Source organism: Listeria weihenstephanensis (genome assembly GCF_003534205.1).
Taxonomy (GTDB): Bacteria; Bacillota; Bacilli; order Lactobacillales; family Listeriaceae; genus Listeria_A; species Listeria_A weihenstephanensis.
In genome coordinates this window covers 2,520,436-2,541,090 of the sequence record NZ_CP011102.1, presented here as the reverse complement: position 1 = coordinate 2,541,090, position 20,655 = coordinate 2,520,436, and the positions used below count along the sequence as shown (strand labels likewise).

At 41.7% G+C, this 20,655-nt stretch carries 22 protein-coding genes; 15 read left to right on the top strand and 7 right to left on the bottom strand.

Translation table 11 applies throughout. From position 1 onward, the window contains the following. The first annotated feature begins 12 nt into the window (after positions 1–12). From UE46_RS16350 to UE46_RS12300, 12 genes are all read left to right on the top strand, one after another. Positions 13–1,731, top strand: a complete 1,719-nt coding sequence (locus UE46_RS16350) for a hypothetical protein (RefSeq protein WP_233230930.1) — start codon at positions 13–15, stop codon at positions 1,729–1,731. 22 nt (positions 1,732–1,753) lie between these two features. Next, the gene (imm47, locus tag UE46_RS12350; protein WP_036058805.1) at positions 1,754–2,548 is read left to right on the top strand and encodes an Imm47 family immunity protein; all 795 of its coding nucleotides are present in this window, start codon (positions 1,754–1,756) and stop codon (positions 2,546–2,548) included. After that, positions 2,545–3,012: an SMI1/KNR4 family protein gene (locus UE46_RS12345; protein ID WP_036058806.1), complete on the top strand. Its 468-nt coding sequence runs from the start codon at positions 2,545–2,547 to the stop codon at positions 3,010–3,012. Before imm47 ends, UE46_RS12345 begins: the two co-directional genes overlap by 4 nt. 97 nt (positions 3,013–3,109) lie before the next feature. Continuing rightward, positions 3,110–3,223, top strand: a complete 114-nt coding sequence (locus UE46_RS12340; RefSeq protein ID WP_233230929.1) for an immunity protein YezG family protein — start codon at positions 3,110–3,112, stop codon at positions 3,221–3,223. Between the two features lie 254 nt (positions 3,224–3,477). Beyond that, complete coding sequence (locus tag UE46_RS12335; RefSeq protein ID WP_036058807.1) at positions 3,478–5,505, top strand: BglG family transcription antiterminator; 2,028 nt, start codon at positions 3,478–3,480, stop codon at positions 5,503–5,505. Further along, positions 5,502–5,783 carry a PTS sugar transporter subunit IIB gene (locus tag UE46_RS12330; RefSeq protein ID WP_036058809.1) on the top strand — a complete coding sequence of 94 codons (282 nt, stop codon included), beginning with the start codon at positions 5,502–5,504 and terminating at the stop codon, positions 5,781–5,783. The genes UE46_RS12335 and UE46_RS12330 overlap by 4 nt, the downstream gene beginning before the upstream one ends. A 21-nt stretch (positions 5,784–5,804) precedes the next feature. Then, complete coding sequence (locus tag UE46_RS12325; protein WP_036058811.1) at positions 5,805–7,172, top strand: PTS ascorbate transporter subunit IIC; 1,368 nt, start codon at positions 5,805–5,807, stop codon at positions 7,170–7,172. Further along, entirely contained in the window at positions 7,169–8,014 is an 846-nt protein-coding gene (locus UE46_RS12320) for a transketolase (protein ID WP_036058812.1), read from the top strand. Before UE46_RS12325 ends, UE46_RS12320 begins: the two co-directional genes overlap by 4 nt. Next, on the top strand, positions 8,011–8,952 hold the full coding sequence (locus UE46_RS12315; protein ID WP_036058814.1) for a transketolase family protein: 942 nt from the start codon (positions 8,011–8,013) through the stop codon (positions 8,950–8,952). Before UE46_RS12320 ends, UE46_RS12315 begins: the two co-directional genes overlap by 4 nt. 88 nt (positions 8,953–9,040) lie before the next feature. Then, positions 9,041–9,427 (top strand): hypothetical protein, encoded by a 387-nt coding sequence (locus UE46_RS12310; protein ID WP_036058816.1) that lies wholly within the window; start codon positions 9,041–9,043, stop codon positions 9,425–9,427. A gap of 69 nt (positions 9,428–9,496) precedes the next feature. Then, entirely contained in the window at positions 9,497–9,985 is a 489-nt protein-coding gene (locus UE46_RS12305; protein WP_036058818.1) for a hypothetical protein, read from the top strand. A 58-nt stretch (positions 9,986–10,043) separates the two neighbouring features. Next, positions 10,044–10,856: a hypothetical protein gene (locus UE46_RS12300; protein ID WP_036058821.1), complete on the top strand. Its 813-nt coding sequence runs from the start codon at positions 10,044–10,046 to the stop codon at positions 10,854–10,856. 20 nt (positions 10,857–10,876) lie between these two features. Here the strand turns inward: UE46_RS12300 and UE46_RS16345 are convergent, their stop codons facing one another. Next, on the bottom strand, positions 10,877–11,086 hold the full coding sequence (locus UE46_RS16345) for an LPXTG cell wall anchor domain-containing protein (RefSeq protein ID WP_036058822.1): 210 nt from the start codon (positions 11,084–11,086) through the stop codon (positions 10,877–10,879). A gap of 508 nt (positions 11,087–11,594) precedes the next feature. Between UE46_RS16345 and glmS the strand changes: the two genes are divergently transcribed. Continuing rightward, positions 11,595–13,403, top strand: coding sequence for a glutamine--fructose-6-phosphate transaminase (isomerizing) (gene glmS, locus UE46_RS12290; RefSeq protein ID WP_036058824.1), 1,809 nt, complete (start codon positions 11,595–11,597; stop codon positions 13,401–13,403). A 50-nt stretch (positions 13,404–13,453) separates the two neighbouring features. Here the strand turns inward: glmS and dltD are convergent, their stop codons facing one another. From dltD to UE46_RS12265, 5 genes are read right to left on the bottom strand one after another with little or no spacing between them, the layout of a single operon-like run. After that, positions 13,454–14,725: a D-alanyl-lipoteichoic acid biosynthesis protein DltD gene (gene dltD / locus UE46_RS12285; RefSeq protein ID WP_036058825.1), complete on the bottom strand. Its 1,272-nt coding sequence runs from the start codon at positions 14,723–14,725 to the stop codon at positions 13,454–13,456. After that, on the bottom strand, positions 14,722–14,958 hold the full coding sequence (dltC, locus tag UE46_RS12280; protein WP_036058826.1) for a D-alanine--poly(phosphoribitol) ligase subunit DltC: 237 nt from the start codon (positions 14,956–14,958) through the stop codon (positions 14,722–14,724). Before dltC ends, dltD begins: the two co-directional genes overlap by 4 nt. A 28-nt stretch (positions 14,959–14,986) precedes the next feature. Next, the gene (dltB, locus tag UE46_RS12275; protein WP_036058828.1) at positions 14,987–16,165 is read right to left on the bottom strand and encodes a D-alanyl-lipoteichoic acid biosynthesis protein DltB; all 1,179 of its coding nucleotides are present in this window, start codon (positions 16,163–16,165) and stop codon (positions 14,987–14,989) included. After that, positions 16,162–17,700 carry a D-alanine--poly(phosphoribitol) ligase subunit DltA gene (dltA, locus tag UE46_RS12270; protein WP_036058829.1) on the bottom strand — a complete coding sequence of 513 codons (1,539 nt, stop codon included), beginning with the start codon at positions 17,698–17,700 and terminating at the stop codon, positions 16,162–16,164. Before dltA ends, dltB begins: the two co-directional genes overlap by 4 nt. 20 nt (positions 17,701–17,720) lie before the next feature. After that, the gene (locus UE46_RS12265; RefSeq protein ID WP_036058831.1) at positions 17,721–17,867 is read right to left on the bottom strand and encodes a teichoic acid D-Ala incorporation-associated protein DltX; all 147 of its coding nucleotides are present in this window, start codon (positions 17,865–17,867) and stop codon (positions 17,721–17,723) included. A 473-nt stretch (positions 17,868–18,340) separates the two neighbouring features. On the opposite strand from UE46_RS12265, the gene rpiA reads away from it, so the two are divergent. Beyond that, positions 18,341–19,012: a ribose-5-phosphate isomerase RpiA gene (rpiA, locus tag UE46_RS12260; RefSeq protein ID WP_036058832.1), complete on the top strand. Its 672-nt coding sequence runs from the start codon at positions 18,341–18,343 to the stop codon at positions 19,010–19,012. Between the two features lie 61 nt (positions 19,013–19,073). On the opposite strand, the gene UE46_RS12255 is transcribed toward rpiA, so the two are convergent. Then, positions 19,074–19,685, bottom strand: coding sequence for a CPBP family intramembrane glutamic endopeptidase (locus UE46_RS12255; RefSeq protein ID WP_036058834.1), 612 nt, complete (start codon positions 19,683–19,685; stop codon positions 19,074–19,076). A 156-nt stretch (positions 19,686–19,841) separates the two neighbouring features. Between UE46_RS12255 and UE46_RS12250 the strand changes: the two genes are divergently transcribed. Then, a complete protein-coding gene (locus tag UE46_RS12250) occupies positions 19,842–20,645 on the top strand; it encodes a hypothetical protein (protein WP_036058835.1) in 804 nt (267 codons plus the stop codon). Positions 20,646–20,655: the final 10 nt, after the last annotated feature.

The following is a 20,655-nucleotide window of genomic DNA, read 5'->3' as shown; positions in this document are numbered from 1 at the left end:
GAGGCGCGAAAGATGGATGTAAAATATAAAGAAAATGAGTGGGATAAATCGCATAATGCACTGAAAGGCTTGATTAATTCAGGCATGTTTTCAGGAAAAGGCGTGACGGATTATTTAAAAGACATCAATCGCAATTTTGAAGATGCACAAAATGATATTCGTAAAGATGACCAAGACGGCGTGATTTCGTTCTCTTTCACCGATAAGGAAAGCAAGTATCAGACCATGTTCGAAAAAATGGAGACACTGCAAGATTACGCGGGAGATGCGGGAAGTATGGTCGAACGCGTGATTGATGAGCCGTTTTATAAGGATATCGATAAGTTTGTGGAGAAGATGGAAGCTTTGTCAATTGATGATTATGAGACGAAAAACACGATTGGCGCGACGACGATTGTAACGACGGGTTACGGTTACGGATATGGCGCGACGCCACAAACGACGACGGTGCCAAAAGACAAGATAAATTTGAGCGATATCATGGCAGGCGATAACTTTTTTGCGGATAATTTGAAGGCGCAGTTTGCAGAGTATAGTAAGCAAAATCCCGACCAAGAGTTTACATACGAGCAGTACCAATCCGCGGTGTCGAGTTCGCGCGCGTTTGAGTATGAATCGATTCGGGATGAGCAAGAGAGCCGTGAATTTTGGCGTGATATCGGGATTGCGGTCGTGATTATCGGCGTGAGTATTCTGTGCCCACCTGCAGGATTGGCACTCGGCGTTGCATATGGTACACTGGAATTGTCTAGCGCCGCGACCGGTAAAGACTGGATGACTGGACGCGAAATGGACGGGACCGAGCGCGCGACACGTGGGGCGTTTGCGTTGTTGGATATCATTCCGGGCGTGAAAGGATTACGTGCGTTTAGCCAAGCGACGAAAGCAGGAAGTTTGGCCGTCGATTCAGTTCAAGCAGGCAGTAAGTTGACGCTGAGGCAGAGCATGAAACAAGGATTGTCGAATTTGGACGCGATGGGAAAACAAGCATTGCGTGAGAGTGCGGAGCGGATTCGGAATGTGCCGCGGGTGCTCGGTGATGTGGCGAGTACCGTGAAGAATACGGCGCAGGAAGGCTTGACTACCGTTAAGAAAATGACGGCGAATTTCGGAGATAACATGCGGAATTTGAACTTTGGCGGCGAGCGTTTGGTTGCGGATGGGTTTGGTTTTGTTGATGATGTAGCTGTGAGCTCTGAAAAAGCAGCTTCAACTTTTAATAGGATTATTAGTAACGGATCTGATGAAACACTTGAAATGGTAACGAAAAAAGCTGATGATATTACTCCTATGGGGAAAGATGTATATGGTCCATACTATGATGATGCCAAGAGATTACACGAGGAAAATCCGAGTTGGTTCCCTGATCCCGATGAATCAAAAATTGTCGCTGGAGATGAATTAAAGGCAGCGAGAGATGAGTATACATCTATGGTGAGTAGAGGTGAATTGCCTAAGGGACATCATAGGCAGGGATTGTCATTTGGTGGAGAAAATATGGAGAGCAATATTCAATTTACTGGTGAGTCAACGATTCGGCGAAGTGAATTAGAAGGATTAGATTTAGATTTCTATCATACTGAAGGACTTGGTAAAGAGAATGCTAAAATACTTAAGATACATCAAACTGAAGGTGGTTTGTTTGTGTTTGGAAATAATCCTAACCATACTGAAGTTACGACATTCCAAAACAAAGTATTGAAATGGCAGAGAGATAGTGGATTAAGGTGAATCGAAAGGAAGTGGAGATCGGTTGGTTGAAAACAATAATTTGGTAAGTGGCATATGGTATGGCCCGATTTTAGATAACGAATCTATTGCCACAATAAAAGATAATTTTGCTTCAATAACTAGCGAGCAAGAATGCATTCTTAGCATTATGGAAATTCTTAAATCAGGTGACTTTACAATAAAAAATATGCTTATTGATCTAATGAATAGCACAAGAGATGAGGAAGTACTGAATTTATGCATCAGATTATTTTGTTCGGTCGCAACGCATGAGGATTTTCTGATTGATAATAATATGGTCTTTCTTTCAACTGTATCCGATTCAAATGCTAATACTTTTGCTGCATGCGCCCCAACGGCATTATCATATAATGTTGTGCCGTATTTATTAGCTTTACTTGAAGAATGGGAAGATATATATGTTGAGCAAACGATAAGAGATGCTTTAGATACAATTCTTGCGTATACTGAATTGTTACCCGAAGACGCATCAGTTAATCAAATTGGAGAATTTTATCTAGAGAAGATAGAAGGAGTAGAGCCTGACTATTACTATGCAGGGCAACCAGTATTTCCAGGAAATGAAGCAAAACAATTAATAAACCAAGCATTTTTATCTTTGAAAAATGCTACTAAATTAAAAATGAGTATAGTACCCTCATTGCTTTCAATTTGGAGTGGGATTAAGTGCCCTGTTGACTACCAGACAGAGATGAATCAAGATAGCTTGAATTCTGTCACTAGCTACGTGAATGAACTTTCCAAGAAGAATTGGGAGATAGGAGCTAAGTATTTTTATGGGCATAAGATTAGATGAAGCCAGATTCTATAATTAATCCATTACCAGATAGCCAATTGTTATTAGAGAGGGAAAGGAAATGGCGCATAGCCTTGCCAGAATCGTACAAACAATTTATCCAGAAATTTAGTGGAGCTATTCCGATAAGGGATACTTTTACATGTAATAATCATGAGTGTTCAATAGATAGATTTTTATGCATCTTGAATGTCACCGGGACGAGAGAAGATGAATATTATGATATAGGTGTAGTCAGAACTCAGCTTGATGAGAGAATTATTACGGATGAGGATTTAATTGGAACTGAATTATTGCCGATTGCAGCATTATTTGCGGGGGATTTGGTTTGTTTAGATTATCGTGAAAACGTAGATGAACCGACTGTCTGTGTTTGGAACCACGAGGAGTCGGTTGAGTTGGAGCCAGTAACTTGTCTTATCAGTGAGAATTTTAAAGAGTTTTTGGATATTCTTAAAGCGTAACAAAATATACCTTGTAACATCCATGTAGTAAAAATTTGATAGCTCTTAATTAATCCTGATTAAGAGCTATTTGGTAATAATACAGCGGAGGATGACAATGTTTGAAAAAGAACTAAATAAAATTTATGTAGAGATTGCTCAACAAACCAGTGATATGATTCCTTGCGATTGGAATAGCTTTTATCTGAATGGTGATGTATATGATTCATAAAAATAGAAATAAAATAATCACTTGGCAAGAATTAAGAGAAACAATTAAAAGAAATAAAAAATGATAGATTTAGACTAAGACGTTCCTAAAACTGGATTGTCTTAGTTTTTTTATTCCTCCAAAACCTCTGCTATAATCACAATACCCCACCAAAAACCCAATCACGCCTCCAAATCCACCACACACTTTGTACTCAAATCACCTAGCTATCTTTATGTAACCGCTTTAAAATGAAAAGTAAGGAGGAGGCAATCATGTTTGATCAACGTGCATTTCGGCTTTTTGAGCAGATTATTCGGTATGAGAAAATGACGAGCGGGGCGCTTGTTCGGAAAATGGGGCTGTCGGAGAGGCAGTTTCAATATGATTTTGAGAAGATGAATCAGGCTTTGCGGCATGTTGGGAAATCGGAAATTGGGATGCGAAATCAGTGTTTTATTATCGATCCTGGGCTGAAAACGGCTTATTTGGAGGGATCGGAGTTATTTATACGGCAGGAGGAGCTTTTTCTCGGGGAGCAGGATCGGGTCTATTTACTTTATTTATACACGTTTATGCGGCAGGAGGAAATTTCGAATTTTCATTATCAGCGGGTGTTGCATGTGAGTCGGAATACGGCGCTGAGTGATGTGAAGAAGGTGCGTGGGTTTTGTGCGGAGGCGGATGTTCGGCTGGTTTATTCGCGGCTTTCTGGGTACCATTTGGTTGGGGCGGAGCGGGATAAGCGGGTGCTGGCGGGGCGGTGTGTGAATGCGCTGTTGGTGTTGCCGCTCGGTGAGGTCGCGCTGAAATTCGTTTTGGAAAGCTGGGGACTGCGCGCGTGGTTGGACGAGACGGAGCGGATTCTGCTGGATTGGCAAAAGGTGAATCGGGTGGAGCTGGTACAGGATCGGCAGCGGGAATGGCTTTATTTGGCGGCGTTTCTGAGGTGTCGCGGGAAGCATGCGGGGCTTGTGTTTTCGGATGTGGAGCGGGAGTTGATTGGGCAGCAGTCGGTGTATCGGTTGACGGAATCGCTTGTGGCGGCGTTGTTCGGGATGCAGGACGGGATGGAGCGACTTTATGTGACGGTGCAAGTGATTGGGGCGCAGCGGACGGCGGAGATTGGGGAGCATGTGGTGCTACTGGATTTGGCGGATCGGATTATTGCGGCTTTTGAGAAGCTGACGTTGTTGACGCTGGATAATAAGCGCGAGTTGCGGCGGAGTCTTTACGATCATCTGGTGCCGGCGTATTTCCGAATTGTGTTTTCGCTGCCACTGGTCGCGCCGATGACGGAGCAGATTAAGACGGCGCACCCGGAGTTGTTCGCGTTTGTGAGGCAGGCGTTGTCGCCACTTGCAAAACTGACTGGGAAAACCGTGAGCGCGGCGGAGATTGGTTATTTTACGATTCATTTTGGTGGGTATTTTGAGCGGAAGCGTGAGGCGCGGCGGGATTTTGAGGCGCTGTTGGTTTGCCCGAATGGGATTAGTACGTCGCTGATGATGAAATCGCAGTTGCGCCAGTTGTTTCCGGAGTTGCGGTTCAGGATGGCGGACGGGGCGAATATTCCGGAGTCGGGATACGATATGATTTTTTCGACGGTGTATGTGCCGACGCGCAAACCGGTGTACTTAGTTCAGCCGCTGCTCACGTCGCTTGAGAAGAATTACTTGATTCAGGCGGTTGCGGCGGATTTCCCAACGATTGATCACCGCCATATTTCGGTGGATGCGCTGCTGGAAATCATTGAGCGGCACGCGGTGATCGAGGATGAGCAGAAGTTATATGATGCGATTTTTAATAAGATTTACGGAAAAGTGTTGATAGAGAGGGGATACGCGCCAATGCTATCTGAATTATTAACGAAGGACATGATTCAGTTTACGGATGAGGAACTGGATTGGAAAGAGGCGATTCGGCTTGCGGCAACACCGCTTGTGACGGCGAATCGTGTAAAAACGGATTATGTGGATGCGATGATTGAAACGGTTGAGGAAATGGGGACGTACATCCATATCGGAAAAGGGATTGCGATTCCGCATGCTAGGCCGGAAAAAGGCGTGAATCAGATTGGGATGTCGTTTTTGCGAACGCGGACGCCGGTGCATTTAGTGGATGCGTCGGGACCTGCGATTGATATTTTTATTTGTTTGGCGGCTGTGGATAACGAGGCGCATCTGAAGGCTTTGTCGCAATTGACGAAGTTTTTGACGAATGATGTGGCTTTGGAGAAATTGAAGCAGGCGGAAACGGTGGAGGAAATTACGAATTTGATAGAAGGAGAGGAACGGGAATGAGAATTTTAGCGGTTTGTGGATCTGGTCTTGGTACGAGTTTTATGGTGGAGATGAATATTAATCAGGTGTTGACGGAGCTTGGCGTGACGGATGTGGAGGTGTCGCACTCGGATTTGAGCTCGGCGACCCCGGACAGCGCGGACGTGTTTTTCCTCGCGAAGGACATTGCGGAGGGCGGCGAATCGCTCGGTGAGGTGATCGTGCTGGACAGTATTATCGACATGGATGAGCTGCGCGCGAAGGTAACGGCGGTCGTGCGGGACAAGGGCTTGATTTAAAAAATAGGGAGGGTAAGAGATATGAGTGACTTTCTAAAAGTGTTAGTGGATATTATGAGTCAGCCGGCGATTCTGGTGGCGCTGATCGCGTTAATTGGCTTGATTGCGCAACGGAAAAAATTATCGGACACGTTAAAAGGGACGACGAAAACATTTGTTGGATTCCTCGTGATTTCGGCGGGGGCTGGGATCTTGTCGGCTGCGCTCGCACCGTTTGGAGAAATGTTTAAGGCGGCTTTCCATGTGACGGGAGTCGTGCCGAACAATGAGGCAATTGTGGCGATTGCGTTGACGGATTACGGGACGAATACAGCGTTGATTATGTTTTTCGGGATGATGGTCAATATTTTGATTGCGCGGTTCACGAAGTTTAAATATATCTTTTTGACGGGGCATCATACGCTTTATATGGCGTGTATGTTGGCAGTAATCATGACGGTGGCAGGCTTTACGTCGGTTCCGCTGATCATGGCGGGGGCTGTGGCGCTTGGCATTATCATGTCGCTATCTCCGGCGATTGTGCAGCCATTTATGCGAATTTTGACGGGGAATGACAACGTGGCGCTGGGCCATTTTAGCGCGGTCGGTTATGCGGTGAGTGGACTTGTCGGCAAGGCGGTTGCTGGGAAAAATCCGAAATCAACGGAGAAAATCAATTTTCCGAAGGGTTTAGGATTTTTGCGGGACAGTACAGTGAGTATTGCGCTGACGATGATGGTGATTTATGTGGTCGTGGCGTTGTTTGCTGGGCCTAGTTATGTGGAGGCGAACTTGAGCTCCGGAACAAATTATATCGTATTTGCGATGATTCAAGCTGGGACTTTTGCGGCGGGTGTGTTCATTATTTTATCTGGAGTACGGTTGGTGTTGGCGGAGATTGTGCCAGCGTTTAAAGGGATTTCGGAGCGTTTGGTGCCGAATGCAAAACCTGCGCTTGATGTGCCGATTATTTATCCATATGCGCCGAATGCTGTGTTGATTGGGTTCTTCTCAAGTTTTGTCGGCGGGATTTTCAGTATGGTGATTATGACGTTTACGGGTGGCGTGATTATTTTACCGGGCGTTGTGCCTCATTTCTTCACAGGAGCTGCGGCCGGTGTGTTTGGGAATGCAACGGGCGGCGTGCGTGGCGCGGTTCTCGGGGCGTTTGTGAACGGGATTTTGATTAGTTTCTTGCCGGTTTTCTTGATGCCAGTGCTTGGAAATCTCGGTTTTGCGAATTCGACGTTCTCGGATACTGATTTTGGCGTGAGTGGGATTTTCTTCGGAGTGCTCGCGAATCATGGCGGTACGATTGCGATTGTAGTGAGCTTGATTGTGATTCTGGCCGTGATGTTTGGGCTTAGTGTGAAACGGAAAAAAAATAAAGCGTTGGAGGAGGAAGTATGATATTATCTGATAATTTAGAGATGGCGGCACGTCAAATCAGGCTCTACACATTGAAAGAGTTGAAGAGTCTAGGCTTTGGGCACTTTGGTGGGAGTTTATCGATTGTCGAAGCGCTGGCGGTGATTTACGGCAAGCATTTGGCAGTGGAGCCGCAAAATCCGGATGATCCCAATCGCGATTACTTCGTGTTGTCAAAAGGACATGGTGGACCTGCGCTTTATGCGACGCTATTTTTGAAGGGATTTTTCACGGAAGATCGGCTGTATACGCTGAATCAAAATGGAACAACTTTGCCGTCACATCCGGATCGGAACTTGACGCCGGGTGTGGAGATGACGACGGGATCGCTTGGACAGGGGATTTCGGTCGCTGGCGGGATTGCATTCGGGAACATGTTGGCTGGGCGCGATAATTATACGTACGTGATTGTCGGCGACGGTGAACTTAATGAGGGCCAGTGTTGGGAAGCGTTTCAGTTTATCGGACACCATCGTTTGGACCACCTGATTGTGTTCATTGATGATAACAAGAAGCAGCTCGATGGCTTGACGGCGGATATTATTGATCCCCTCGATTTGGAAGCGAAGATGCAAGCGTTCGGTTTTCACACGGAAAAAGTGGACGGGAAATCAACGCAGGCAATTGATAACGCGATTCAGAAGGCGAAAAATAGTTCGGGAAAACCATACACGATTGTGCTTGATACGGTGAAAGGTCAAGGTGTGACGCATATTGAAGAGAAGGCCGATAATCATCACTTACGTCCGAATGATGCGGATTGGCAAGCAATTAATGATGCAATTTTAGAGTTAGAAGATGACTTGAAGGGGGTGCGGGCATGACACACATACTTGAAAAAGACCAGATAGAAATGCGTCAAGTTTACGCGGATACGATTCGAAAATTGGCGGCATCGGATTCAAATGTGATTGCGCTGGAGGCTGATTTAAGTAGTTCGATGTCAACTGGAAGCTTGAAAAACGAGCTACCAGGACAGTACGTCAACGTCGGAATTATGGAAGCGAATATGATGGGAGTCGCGGCGGGATTAAGCATACTGGGACGCAAACCGTTCATCCATTCGTTTGGGCAATTTGTCACACGACGCGCTTTCGATCAAGTTTTCGTATCACTAGGCTACGCGCAACTTTCGGCAGTAATTGTCGGCTCTGACGCAGGCGTTTCGGCCGAACATAACGGTGGCACACACATGACTTTTGAAGACATTGCCTTGATGCGCGAAATTCCGAATGTGCACGTCTACGAAGCAAGCGATGCAACACAGTTCGGCTGGCTTCTAGAAAATTCCTATCAAAAAGGTGGACTTCATTACATCCGAACCATCCGTAAAAATGCAACACGGCTTTACGATGAAGGGACAACGTTTGACAATGCGAAAGTACTAACCACTGGTTCAGACATCACTATTTGCGCGACGGGAATCATGGTCACAGAAGCTCTAAAAGCCGCCCAAATTTTAAAAACAGAAGGAATTTTCGCTGAGGTTATTGATATGTTTTCCATTAAACCACTAGATGGCGCGACATTGCTGCAATCTGTTCAAAAAACTGGATGCGTCATCACCGCAGAAAATCACAATATCAACGGCGGTTTAGGAAGTGCAGTGGCCGAATTTCTTGGCGAGAATCATCCGGTACCACTACAACGAATCGGTGTACGCGAGCAGTTTGGTCAAGTTGGTCTGATGCCCTTTTTACAAGAATTCTACGGTTTAACAGCAGCGAATATCGTTACGACAGCTCAAAATTTGAAGGCATAGAAAGTCATCACTAAGATTCGAGCTAGGCAATTTGTCTAGCTTTTTTTACGCGTCATCTATGTTAAAATAAACAAGAGGTGAATTATACATGGCAATGAAAGAGCAGATTGAGGCAGAAGTAAACGAATATTTAGCAGATAACGGCATGGCAACAAGCTACCACCGACTAATGTACGCCGGCCCATCGATGCGCACGAGACACAGTTTAGTACTAGATTTCACAGAAGTTGGCTTGATTACATTCTCATTTTCCATCGTTGGTAAATCCGAGACACAAATGTTTTTTTTACCAAAAGAAAAAATCAGAGCAATCCGGCTAGATAAAAAAAGGTTTGTACATAAGCTATCAATGGAAGCAGAAAATGAAGAAGGGGACGTGGAACGTGCCGAATATTTCGTTAGTAAACGAGTCTTTGGAAGACCGTGGCATACGGAAACGCTCCAGCTTCTCTTTGAAAAAAGGATCTTTTCGTGATTTTCATCGTCCAAATCCCTTTTTTCTGGTAGAATAGTAAAAAGGGTACTTTTTATGGAGGGAACTACTATGGAACTAACTTGGTCACTTTATGATTTGCAGAAAAGAGAAATGGTAAAGAGTTTTCCAACATTGGAAGATATTTCAGTGAGCGAAAGAATTTCAGAACAATTAAAAGCAAATAGGGATCCGCGTTGGGAAATGGAGCTTTTCCCGTTTGGTTTGGAGATAACGGAGGATACGATCAATTTCAATATTATCCTTGCTAATTTTCTGGATGTTCAAGTACAGCAAGTCGTATTTTCATTTAACGTGACAGTTGGCGGCCGTTCTATCGGCACAGCGTATTTCGACGCTGGAAAAGATGATATTGGCATGATGGAGCCAGAAGTGGGAATTATTCAGTGTTTCGCATTTGAGAATCCTGGCTTTCCAATTGGCGTGACCGATGATTATGTTTTCAATGCCACCTATCGTTACGTATATAAAGAAGCGGAATACTGGCGTTTATCAGAGTTAGAATATATCGTTGACGGCAAAAAAATGACGCTGCTCTAAGCGTGAAAATGACAACTTCAGATATTTTTATGAAGATAAACAAAGAAGGAGTTGTAGGATGAACAAACAAATAAATGGTTTTATCATGTTATTTTTAGGAGCTAGCTTGCTTCCAAACGCAGGTAGTTTCCTTTATAGTTGGGCATTAAATGGCTCCGACTTTGAGCTTAACTGGATTGTTTGGGTAACGCTAAGTTGGACCGTTTTATTACTCGTATTTGGCGTACTTACGTTACTTGGAAAATCATTCGTCCTGATTAATCTCATTATTTTAATCGGAACAGGCGTTTTTCAAGGATGGATGCTTTGGCACAATCAAATAGGTTCGTGGATTGAATCTGGGAAACTAGGTATCATCGATTACTCGAGAATAGTTTCGCTCGTTGTCATCATTATTGGAATCATGTGTCTGTTCATAAAATGGAAACCAAGAGCAGTGAGCATAGACACCGATTGGCAAAAGAAATGGCGTTTGACAGGCGTATTTTTTGCACTACTTGGCTTAGGAACATCGATCACATTAGCCATCATCGTCCTATCGGGTAACGAATTCTTTCTCACAACGGCATTTGATGCGTATCTCGGAATCGCGATCGGCATTTTCTTCTTACTCGCCATCGTCATCGGTTGGAAACGACCAAACACGTTCATCACGGCCCCACTTTTAGGAATGTCCGTCAATTTTCTAACAGAATATCTCTGGTTGGACAAACTACTAAAAGAAATCGGTAGCCAAATTGGTTCGCAAATTGGACAAGAAGAAGTTACAATTGTCGCTTTGAAGCTAATTATCGGCACATTGGGAATCTTCGCCAGCTTATTTTTGATTATAGCAAGCAAAAAAAGAAGTTTGAATTCTAACCAAGATTAGAGTTCAAACTTCTTTTTTTTTCACCATTTTTTCCGAAAAAGTAGTGCAATCGCAGCAATAATTAAGATGGCACCAATCACAATCGTCCAAATTGAAAAACTATCACCCGTACTAGGTAGGCCATTCATATCCATCGCATTGACCGTTTGAAAAGAACCAAATTTCCAAAAAACAGTCCATGCTACAAGAAGAATTGTAAATCCGGCAAGTATTTTCTGAAAAAATTTCATCTGTTAGCCTCCAAATTTCATAATGTAAATCATCGTATCTAGTCGATGCCAAAATGTGATGATACTAGCAATCGACGCCTCCTATCCATTATCAAATAAAACCTGTATTTTGTCAACAGCTATACCAATTTATGAATTGGTACTATATATAAGGCTTGACGAACTATACAACTATGATGTATGATAATTTTGTTTCCTAAAAAAATAAGCAAGGGAGGATAGCTACAACTAAATAAAAGCGCCAGAACTGAGTAGATACTTAGTTGACGAGGAAGGGATTAATCGAAATTTCGGCGGGAGTCCCTCGGTTGTACATGCAATCGTGATGCCTTTGCTACAAACCACTTGGGTGACCAGGTGAACAGAGCGCAAAGGAATATGTGTAAGAACCTCTATGGAAACGAAACAGGAAAATAGCAGGCAACGGAAATTAGTCTGTCTTTTTTCAAAAAAGAGGGTTTGTTAGACGGGATAAGTCTGCCCTCATAATCATTGGAGGATATATAATATGTGCGGAATTGTAGGATTTATAGGAGAAAAGAATGCGAAAGACGTTTTACTTGAAGGATTGGAAAAATTAGAATACCGTGGCTATGACTCAGCTGGAATCGCTTTGAAATCCAAAAATGGCGTTGTTGTCGTAAAAGAAAAAGGACGGATTGCGGATTTGAGTCGCGAAGTACCAGCCGACGCGTTTGGTGAAATCGGTATTGGACATACACGTTGGGCAACACACGGCAAACCAAGCCATGCCAACGCTCATCCTCATCAAAGTAAATCCGGGCGCTATACGATTGTTCATAACGGCGTCATCGAAAACTATTCGCTTTTAACAGATCAATATTTGGCAGACGTCGGTTTTGCGAGTGATACAGACACAGAAGTTATCGTTTTGCTCATCGAAATGTTCGCAAACCAAGGCATGACAACGAAAGAAGCCTTCACAAAAACGCTTAGCTTACTTCATGGCTCTTATGCGATTTGCCTGATTGATAACCAAGATAACGAAACGCTCTACGCAGCGAAAAATAAAAGCCCGCTTCTTATCGGAAAAGGCAAAGATTTCAATGTAATTGCAAGTGACGCGATGGCAGTTATTCGCGAAACAGACCAGTTTGTCGAAATCATGGATGAAGAAATCGTTCTAGTCAAACGCGACGGAGTAACGATCGAAACCCTCGAAGGCGAAGAAATCGAGCGCGAACCTTACACGGCAGAACTCGACGCATCCGATATCGAAAAGGGAACGTACCCACATTATATGCTAAAAGAAACGGATGAACAGCCCGCAGTTATTCGCAAAATTATTCAAGCTTACCAAAATGAAGACGGCGAAGTAACCGTAAATCCAGTTATCATAAAAGAAGTCTTGGCATCTGATCGCATTCATATCGTTGCTTGCGGAACCAGTTACCACGCAGGATTGGTTGGTAAAAACCTGATCGAAAAACTAGCTGGAATTCCAGTCGAAGTGCACGTTTCCAGTGAATTTGGCTATAATTTGCCACTATTATCAGAAAAACCGCTATTTATTTTTATCACGCAAAGTGGTGAAACAGCGGATAGCCGCCAAGTTTTGGTGAAAGTCAAAGAACTAGGCTACCGTTCGTTAACAATCACCAATGTACCAGGCTCAACGCTTGATCGCGAAGCTGACCATACGATGCACTTGCACGCTGGTCCAGAAATCGCAGTAGCATCAACAAAAGCCTATACCGCACAAATTGCAGCCCTATCGATTTTAGCGACTGTTGCAGGACGCGCTAAGGGCCTCACAATCGCAAAAGAGTTCGATCTTACCGTAGAACTAGGAATTGTCGCTAACGCTATGGAGACGCTTGTAGATAGCAAAGAAATCATCGAGCACATCGCTGGCGAATATTTAGCAACAACACGCAACGCCTTTTTCCTTGGTCGTCATATTGATTACTTCGTAGCAATGGAAGCCGCTCTAAAGCTAAAAGAAATCTCTTATATCCAAGCAGAGGGTTTTGCAAGTGGAGAATTAAAACATGGTACGATCGCATTAATTGAAGAAGGTACGCCAGTTCTCGCTCTAATTACACAAGAAAATATCAACTGGAACATCCGCGGTAACGTTAAAGAAGTACTAGCTCGAGGTGCCAATGCCTGCATCCTATCAATGGAAGGCGTGAACCAGCCTGGGGACCAATTCGTCATTCCAAAAGTACACGAACTCTTAACACCGCTCGCAAGCGTTGTACCATGTCAATTACTAGCTTATTATGCTGCTCTTCATCGCGGTTGTGATGTAGATAAACCACGTAATCTAGCTAAAAGTGTAACTGTAGAATAAAAAATAAGGATGTAGAAAGCGTATCGAGTACGTAATCTACATCCTTATTTTTATTTATTTTCTTCCTTTTTGGGAGGGAGAGTTTGTTTAAAGTAGAACTGTTTTGGCGTTTTCTCGTACTTAGGTTTTGCTGTATCTTTCATAAACTGATCAATCTGCTTATCGATAACAACCCAACCCCGCCAAGATAAATGAATCGTATCTTCTAAAAAGTAAGGCGTATCGCTATAACGTGACATGTCTAGGTAATGGAATCCTTGATCTGTCACTTGCTCACCCGACTTATCATAGTATGTCTGCAATTTCTCTCTAGAAGAACCGATATAGTCATACCAAGCACCGTTCACTGGCGGATTGATAAACAGAACATCAGCCCCTACGTCTTTAAAAGCGTCCATAACCAATTGTAAATCACTATATTCAGGAGATTCATCATAACTTAAGTTCGTCCGACTATCTTTTAGTTCATTGATGGTGGGCTCGATTTTTTTCTTATAATAAGACTCCTTAATGAAAAATGGATTCGCACCAACTTTAGATTCACCCATTTTTGTTGCAAGTTCATCAAGTTTGGCATAATCAAGTTTATCAGGAAGTAGCTTTAACTTATCCGTTACTTTTTGCTCACGAGAACCTTGGATAATTTTCGATTCTAAGTCATCTTTACGTTGCAAGATTTTGAGTTCAGCATCAGCAGCTACTCGAGTAAAAGCGTCCACCTCTGTTTTAGGCCCAGGGGAGGCGATATTTTCAAGTAATGCAGACAAGGTCGAGTCATTTTTTACTACTTTATAACTCAACAATCTACGAGCAGCATATCTTCGTTCACCTGTGGGTGGTTCATCAGCCATCGCAAATTTATAAGCTTGTAGCGGCGAAAAATTCCCGCCAAAATGCCCATCGTCGACACCAGCTGGCTGGAACCATTGTGGTGACAAGATAAATACCACTTTCTTGCCTTTTAACTCGCTCCCCATCGCTTTAATATCCAAATAATGCGAAAGGGATTGTGTTCCAGGACGACCAATTAGAAATGGCGTATAGCCACGATTATATTTTTCTGCAAATACATTTGGATGAAATTGATCTACACGTGAAAGCTCCGATGATCCAAAAATAGGTAAGTATGTCTTATCTGTCGCAAGCATTTTTTGTTGAATGGCAACCCCTTGCACGACAGTAGGATTCATAGAAGTAGCACTTTTTTGGATTGTACTTTTTGAAACCCCACCAAAGATGGAACTTGGGCCAAACAGGATGAATAAGAACACGGCCCCTGCAATAAGCAAAGGCCCAAATGTCATCCAAAGTTTCTTTTTCATTTTAATTCCTCAAGCTTAGCGATGATCTGATCTGGTGTAGACCACTCGTCACGATCAAATTCAGATACTGGAACAGTGATGCCTAAGCGTGATTCTACTTCAATTAATAGTTGTACGGTTGCCATTGAATCCAAAAGACCTTCATCAAATAAGTTCACAGAAGTGTTCTCTACAACTTCCTCTGATTCTGTAATTTCCTCTAAAATTTCTAATACATCTTCGCGAAATGCCATATTAATTACCACCTTATATTATTTTTAGTTAAAAGCTGATTTTGTCTAAAATACCTGAGAAAATCAGGAAGCCGAAACAGACAAATTGGAATGTAATCACGATACCAATTACATTTGTTACTTTATTTTTAGGATAGAATTTCTTTTTCTTATTCCAACGTTCAAAGAGGTCAAAACCGACAATCAGCGTTGCCTGATAGAGCCCGTAAACGATGTAGTACCAATGGAGCCCGTGCCACATACCCATGATTAAAAAATTCACAAAATAGGCGATATAAGCAACGGTAAACTTACTCTTAAAAATTTTCTTCTTTGTCATCCAGAAAACAAGACGCATAAAGACAAAATCACGGAACCAGAAGGACAGTGTCATATGCCAGCGATTCCAGAATTCTTTAATGTTACGACTTGCGAATGGTTTGTTAAAGTTCATCGGCGTTTGGACACCCATCAAATAACTAACCCCAACCGCAAAAGCACTATAGCCCGCAAAATCAAAGAACAAATACATACTGTAGGCGTACATATAACCAACCAAGCTCCAGCCGAATTGGACATGGTGATGGAGATTATATTCAAGGCCAGTGATCGCATTATTTTGAATCAAATAGGCGATAATAAATTTGTATAGGAATCCCAAGAAAATAAGGAAAATACCACGATTAAGTAAATTTGCATACTTATCAGGATCTATCGGTGCATCAGCTTCTTTTTTAAAGCGACGGAAGCGATCGATTGGGCCAGATGATAATGTTGGGAAGAACAACAGGAAGTTAATGAAGTCCCATGAGTTTAGTTCCTTAATCAAGCCATCACGCGTTTCCATGATCATTTGAGCTGCTTTAAAAGTCAGATAGGATATCCCAAGAAAACCTATCATTGTTGTGTGTGCCGCAAGTAATGGTTGTACTTTTACAATAAATAGCGGCAAGATGGAGAGAATAAGCGCGAGTACAAAGATGCCTCCGTGATTACTTTTTTGCCGATAATTAAAATAGAGTCTTACGAGCGCTAATTGCCAAAATACGAATACAATTAAGGCAATAGCTTGGATCGGATTGCTAGCGAACATCATGTAAATGAAGACCAGTGTTACAAAAGCATTGTATACCGGCATTCGTTTGCCAAGTAAGCCAGCAATCACAATCGGTGCTAAAAATGCGAACAATACTGCAAAATAGAGTATTGATCCGTATGGCGTTGTCATGTGTTCACCTCACTGGAAAGCTGCTTGCGGTCAATTTTGCCATTCATCGTTAGTGGGAATTCCTCTTTATACACCCATTTACGTGGAATCATGTAGCTTGGCATCGATTCTGCGAGTTCTTTTTTGATAGCGGCACTTAGTTTGTATTCTTTCTCAAATTCATGCGCAGAAGGGACGACAAAAGCTACTAAGCTGTCTACTTTTCCTTCACGCGTCTTTGGAACGACGACACAAGAGCGAATATAACTTACTTCTTTTAAATTGTTTTCAATATCTTCAAGCTCGATCCGATATCCATGAAGTTTAATCTGAAAATCAAGACGGCCTTGGAAAAAGAGCATCCCATCAATGATCGTGCCACAATCACCGGTTTTATACGCTTGGAATGGATTATCATAGTAAAAAACGGCATCTGTTTTCTCGGGCTCATTTAAATATCCTTTAGAAACACTAGGTCCAATCAAGACGATTTCGCCTTTTTCACCATCTGGTACAGGTAAACCATCTTCATCTAAAATCGCAAGTCTCGTATCAGGCTTAATACGACCAAGTGGTAAGCTAGGATATTTATTCACATTCTGTTCATCGATAATGACATTTGTGACAGCAACTGTTGCCTCAGTAGGTCCATACGTGTTGTATACAGTAGCGTTCGGGAACCGAGTATTAAGTGTGTAAGCCGATTCTTTCGTCAAAACTTCACCACAGAATAGGAAATGCGTAATCGATGGGTTATTTTCTCCATTGAAATTTGGATCCATTAAGCAAATATCTACAAAAGAAGGCGTTGATACCCAAACATTCACTTCCAATTTAGGAATAGCTTCATACAGACTCTTTAAGTTAGCGCTAATAGTCTTATCCAGCGGTACCAGCGTTCCACCAGCAAGCAGGCACGGATAAAGATCCATCACAGATAAATCAAAGGAGTAGGGCGCTTGATTCAAGAAACGCGTCCCTTCGCTAATTCCAAAATCTTGTAAAATCCAATTCGTAAAACTAACGAGGTTATTATGGCTTATTTGAACCCCTTTTGGAACACCCGTGCTTCCAGATGTAAAAATAATATAGTAATTATCATCAGCTTTCACAAAATGAGATTCATCAGGTTTTTGACCAGCATGATCCATCGTGATTTGTTTCAATTGTTCTGAAGTAATAATGCTAATACCATTTGTTTTAGCGTCGTCTGGGAAAACATCTGTACAAAGAATGATGCTAGGCTGCGCCACTTTCGTAATTTGTTTGATACGATCAGCGGGCATTGACACATCGATCGGAACATACGCACGACCAGCTTTAGAACAAGCTAGAAAAGCAACAATTTGCGAAGCTGCCATATGTCCATACACCAAGATAGGAGCGCTAGAATCTAATTCGTTTAGTAAAAAGACAGCCAATGCGTCTGATTGTTCCTTCAGCTCATGGTATGTCAAAGTCTCGCCGTTATAATCATAGCAAGCCTTATTAGGTGTCTTCAGTGCCCATTCATCAATACGCTCATTAATGGAAGTGGTGAAAAAAGATACACTCATTCGTAATCGCCTCTCTTCTTTTAAAATTCATTGTAAATAAATGTCGTGTCATTCGGATTCTTAAAGCCATAAAACCACAGCAAGCCGAGTAAAATAGCGAGATAAAATAAAGTTTTCCATATAAAAATCGCCGTTGGATGAAACATTGCTTCTTTCCATTTCTTCATGTCACGTATCACCTCTTAATGTTTCTTTAATATTACAATTGTTAAAAACAAGTGTCATGTATTTATATAATGTATCTCATTTACGATAAAATGTCCAATTACATTTTTGTAAGGTTGTGTAAGGAAGCGCTTCTGACGATGAAAATAGCACTTTCGAAAAGAATTGAAGTCGAAAAATGCTTTTTGAAAGTATAGAAAAGTACATCTGAAAAATATTTTTGTATGGAAAATGGCACATGGAGTCGAACTAAGGCCATTTATAGATCTAATTTATGAACATTTTGTGAATTTTTTCAGGAATTTTATTTTCTAAGATTAATGAGTCTTTTGAACTTATAATTAGGTATTAAAATGCTGTATTATGTCAATGTGTAATATTAATAATGAAAGCCTTTTTAGGATACGACTATGCGAACCATTGGAAATTATATATAATGAAAGAGTATGGATTTTAAAGAGGGGGTTAAGTGCAGATGAATAGTAAACAAATTGCAGGAGAAAAAGCATGTGACTTTATTCAAGACGGCATGATTGTAGGATTAGGAACGGGATCAACCGCTTATTATATGATTCAAAAACTAGGAGATCGAGTAGCTGAGGGCCTTAATGTGACAGGTGTTGTAACTTCAAAAGCAACCGAGAAATTAGCGGTAGAGCGCAATATTCCTTTAATGGAGCTAAATGACGTGACTGAAATTGATTTAACAATTGATGGAGCGGATGAAGTGGATGAGGAGTTTCGCGGTGTAAAAGGTGGAGGCGGAGCGCTATTATTCGAGAAACTTGTAGCGAATGTGTCGAAAAAAAGTATTTGGGTTGTTGGTGAGGACAAGGTTGTTGCAACATTAGGCGCCTTCCCATTACCGGTAGAAGTTGTGCCATTCGGATACAAACAAGTAGAACGGCAATTAGAAGCGCGTGGCTATAAACCAAAATTACGTCATCACGAAGATGGAAGTCTTTATTTAACGGATAGTCAAAATTATATTTTGGATTTACATATAGGTAGTATAGCCAACCCAGAAGATCTAAATAATTGGTTAAATAATTTGCCAGGTGTGGTTGAAAATGGGTTATTCCTGAATTATGCCTCCACTATCGTGATTGGATTTTCTGATGGAAAAGTAGAAGTGCGAGATAAGTAGTGTAGGAAACAAAAATAAACAAAGACCTTTTATCAGCTTAGTTTGATAAAAGGTCTTTGTCTTAGTAGATAGGTAAAAGTAATAACAATAATAAATTAAAAGTCCAATGCGATATAATTAAGAGCGATAGACTTGGGCGTTTTACATATATGAAGCCCCAGAATATAGATGCTAGTGCTGCGGCTAAAGCGATGATGAAATTTCCACTAAACAACATTAGTGCTCCATTTAGCACGGACATAATAAGAACAGCTACCCAAGGAATTAAATCATGTTCTAATCGTTTTAGTACGAAGCCCCGCCAGAAAATTTCTTCTCCTGGCACGATGGCGACTACGAGCAATATCCAGATAAGCAGGGAATCTGGTTCGTATTTTCCATATCCTTCTGCAACAAGTGCGTCCATATTTCCTGGAATAAATTTCAAAAGTAGTGCGCCTATGTAAAATAAGATATAAAGGACAATACCACTAAAAATACCTGGAACTACACTTTTTAAGATTGAATAATGTTTTTTTAATTCGTCATTTAAAATAACCCAACTAATAAGAAATAGCATGGATGCCCCATACAAGTACCAGAATACAGTAGCATAGTCAAACGTGACATACATAAGTCCTGCAGCTAGTAAGATGCCTAGAAATAGGCGGTAATCTATCTTGTTGCTTTTCAATTTTTACACCTCTTTACTCCATTACCATCTATGAATACTTTAATGGAAAAGAACATATTTAGCAACAAGTAACTCTTTTTATGATGAAATTGTTTATAATTATTTGTAGTTTGATTAAAATCATTTATAATTAGAAAATAGGAGTTGATTTATTTTATGGTAGAGAAGAGATTTCGCTTTTTTGTATGGCTCTATATGGCGCTGTTTTTCTTAGCGGTAGTACTTATTGTCTTAAATATATTGCCTGTGCGTCTAACTGCCATTCATGCTCTATTTTTTATGGTATCAGGTATTTTTGCAATCATTTTTTTGATTCTACAGTATGGTAAAGGTTTAGGTTCAGCCATTACGATTCTGATTTTTGCGGTCAGTACAAGTATTGAATGGATGCAAACGAGTTTAACGACAAATGGTCCATTAGCAGGTGTTGCATCAGATTTTGGACTTGTTATTAAGGGAATCCCTGTTGCGTTCGGCTTTATTTGGTTAGTTTTGATTGTTGGAACACACGTTATTGCCCGGGAAATAACGATAAAAATTAAGATAGATTGGATTCGTGGTGGTATTTATGCCGTTATTGCAGCTACGATGGTCATGGTTTTTGAAATGTTGATAGAGCCTGTAGCAATGCAAGTGAAACAACTAGCAACATCTACTCCAGCCTTAACGGTTGTTCAAATGACAGATGCTGCGAATTGGTGGATGCTTGGATTGATTCTACATCTGATGATTTATTTCATGCTTAGCTTGACAGATCAATGGGGCGTTTTACATTTTCCAACACTAAAATCGGAACTTGTTCTTGTTTATTGGATTGTGCTCTCTTTTTTCCTCGTACTCGGTTACTTTATGGGGCTGTGGAGCATCATAATTATTGTGCTAGTTGGAAATATCCTATTTACGATTTGTTATTACTTGAGTCTAGAAAACGATACAAAGAAAAACCTGTTGCAGGAGTAGTTGCAACAGG

Excerpts from the sequence above, each read along its gene's own strand:
- UE46_RS16350 (WP_233230930.1), top strand. The coding sequence starts at position 13 with ATGGATGTAAAATATAAAGAAAATGAGTGGGATAAATCGCATAATGCA.
- UE46_RS12345 (WP_036058806.1), top strand. The coding sequence starts at position 2,545 with ATGAAGCCAGATTCTATAATTAATCCATTACCAGATAGCCAATTGTTA.
- UE46_RS12340 (WP_233230929.1), top strand. The coding sequence starts at position 3,110 with ATGTTTGAAAAAGAACTAAATAAAATTTATGTAGAGATTGCTCAACAA.
- UE46_RS12335 (WP_036058807.1), top strand. The coding sequence starts at position 3,478 with ATGTTTGATCAACGTGCATTTCGGCTTTTTGAGCAGATTATTCGGTAT.
- UE46_RS12330 (WP_036058809.1), top strand. The coding sequence starts at position 5,502 with ATGAGAATTTTAGCGGTTTGTGGATCTGGTCTTGGTACGAGTTTTATG.
- UE46_RS12325 (WP_036058811.1), top strand. The coding sequence starts at position 5,805 with ATGAGTGACTTTCTAAAAGTGTTAGTGGATATTATGAGTCAGCCGGCG.
- UE46_RS12320 (WP_036058812.1), top strand. The coding sequence starts at position 7,169 with ATGATATTATCTGATAATTTAGAGATGGCGGCACGTCAAATCAGGCTC.
- UE46_RS12315 (WP_036058814.1), top strand. The coding sequence starts at position 8,011 with ATGACACACATACTTGAAAAAGACCAGATAGAAATGCGTCAAGTTTAC.
- UE46_RS12310 (WP_036058816.1), top strand. The coding sequence starts at position 9,041 with ATGGCAATGAAAGAGCAGATTGAGGCAGAAGTAAACGAATATTTAGCA.
- UE46_RS12305 (WP_036058818.1), top strand. The coding sequence starts at position 9,497 with ATGGAACTAACTTGGTCACTTTATGATTTGCAGAAAAGAGAAATGGTA.
- UE46_RS12300 (WP_036058821.1), top strand. The coding sequence starts at position 10,044 with ATGAACAAACAAATAAATGGTTTTATCATGTTATTTTTAGGAGCTAGC.
- UE46_RS16345 (WP_036058822.1), bottom strand. The coding sequence starts at position 11,086 with ATGAAATTTTTTCAGAAAATACTTGCCGGATTTACAATTCTTCTTGTA.
- glmS (WP_036058824.1), top strand. The coding sequence starts at position 11,595 with ATGTGCGGAATTGTAGGATTTATAGGAGAAAAGAATGCGAAAGACGTT.
- dltD (WP_036058825.1), bottom strand. The coding sequence starts at position 14,725 with ATGAAAAAGAAACTTTGGATGACATTTGGGCCTTTGCTTATTGCAGGG.
- dltC (WP_036058826.1), bottom strand. The coding sequence starts at position 14,958 with ATGGCATTTCGCGAAGATGTATTAGAAATTTTAGAGGAAATTACAGAA.
- dltB (WP_036058828.1), bottom strand. The coding sequence starts at position 16,165 with ATGACAACGCCATACGGATCAATACTCTATTTTGCAGTATTGTTCGCA.
- dltA (WP_036058829.1), bottom strand. The coding sequence starts at position 17,700 with ATGAGTGTATCTTTTTTCACCACTTCCATTAATGAGCGTATTGATGAA.
- UE46_RS12265 (WP_036058831.1), bottom strand. The coding sequence starts at position 17,867 with ATGAAGAAATGGAAAGAAGCAATGTTTCATCCAACGGCGATTTTTATA.
- rpiA (WP_036058832.1), top strand. The coding sequence starts at position 18,341 with ATGAATAGTAAACAAATTGCAGGAGAAAAAGCATGTGACTTTATTCAA.
- UE46_RS12250 (WP_036058835.1), top strand. The coding sequence starts at position 19,842 with ATGGTAGAGAAGAGATTTCGCTTTTTTGTATGGCTCTATATGGCGCTG.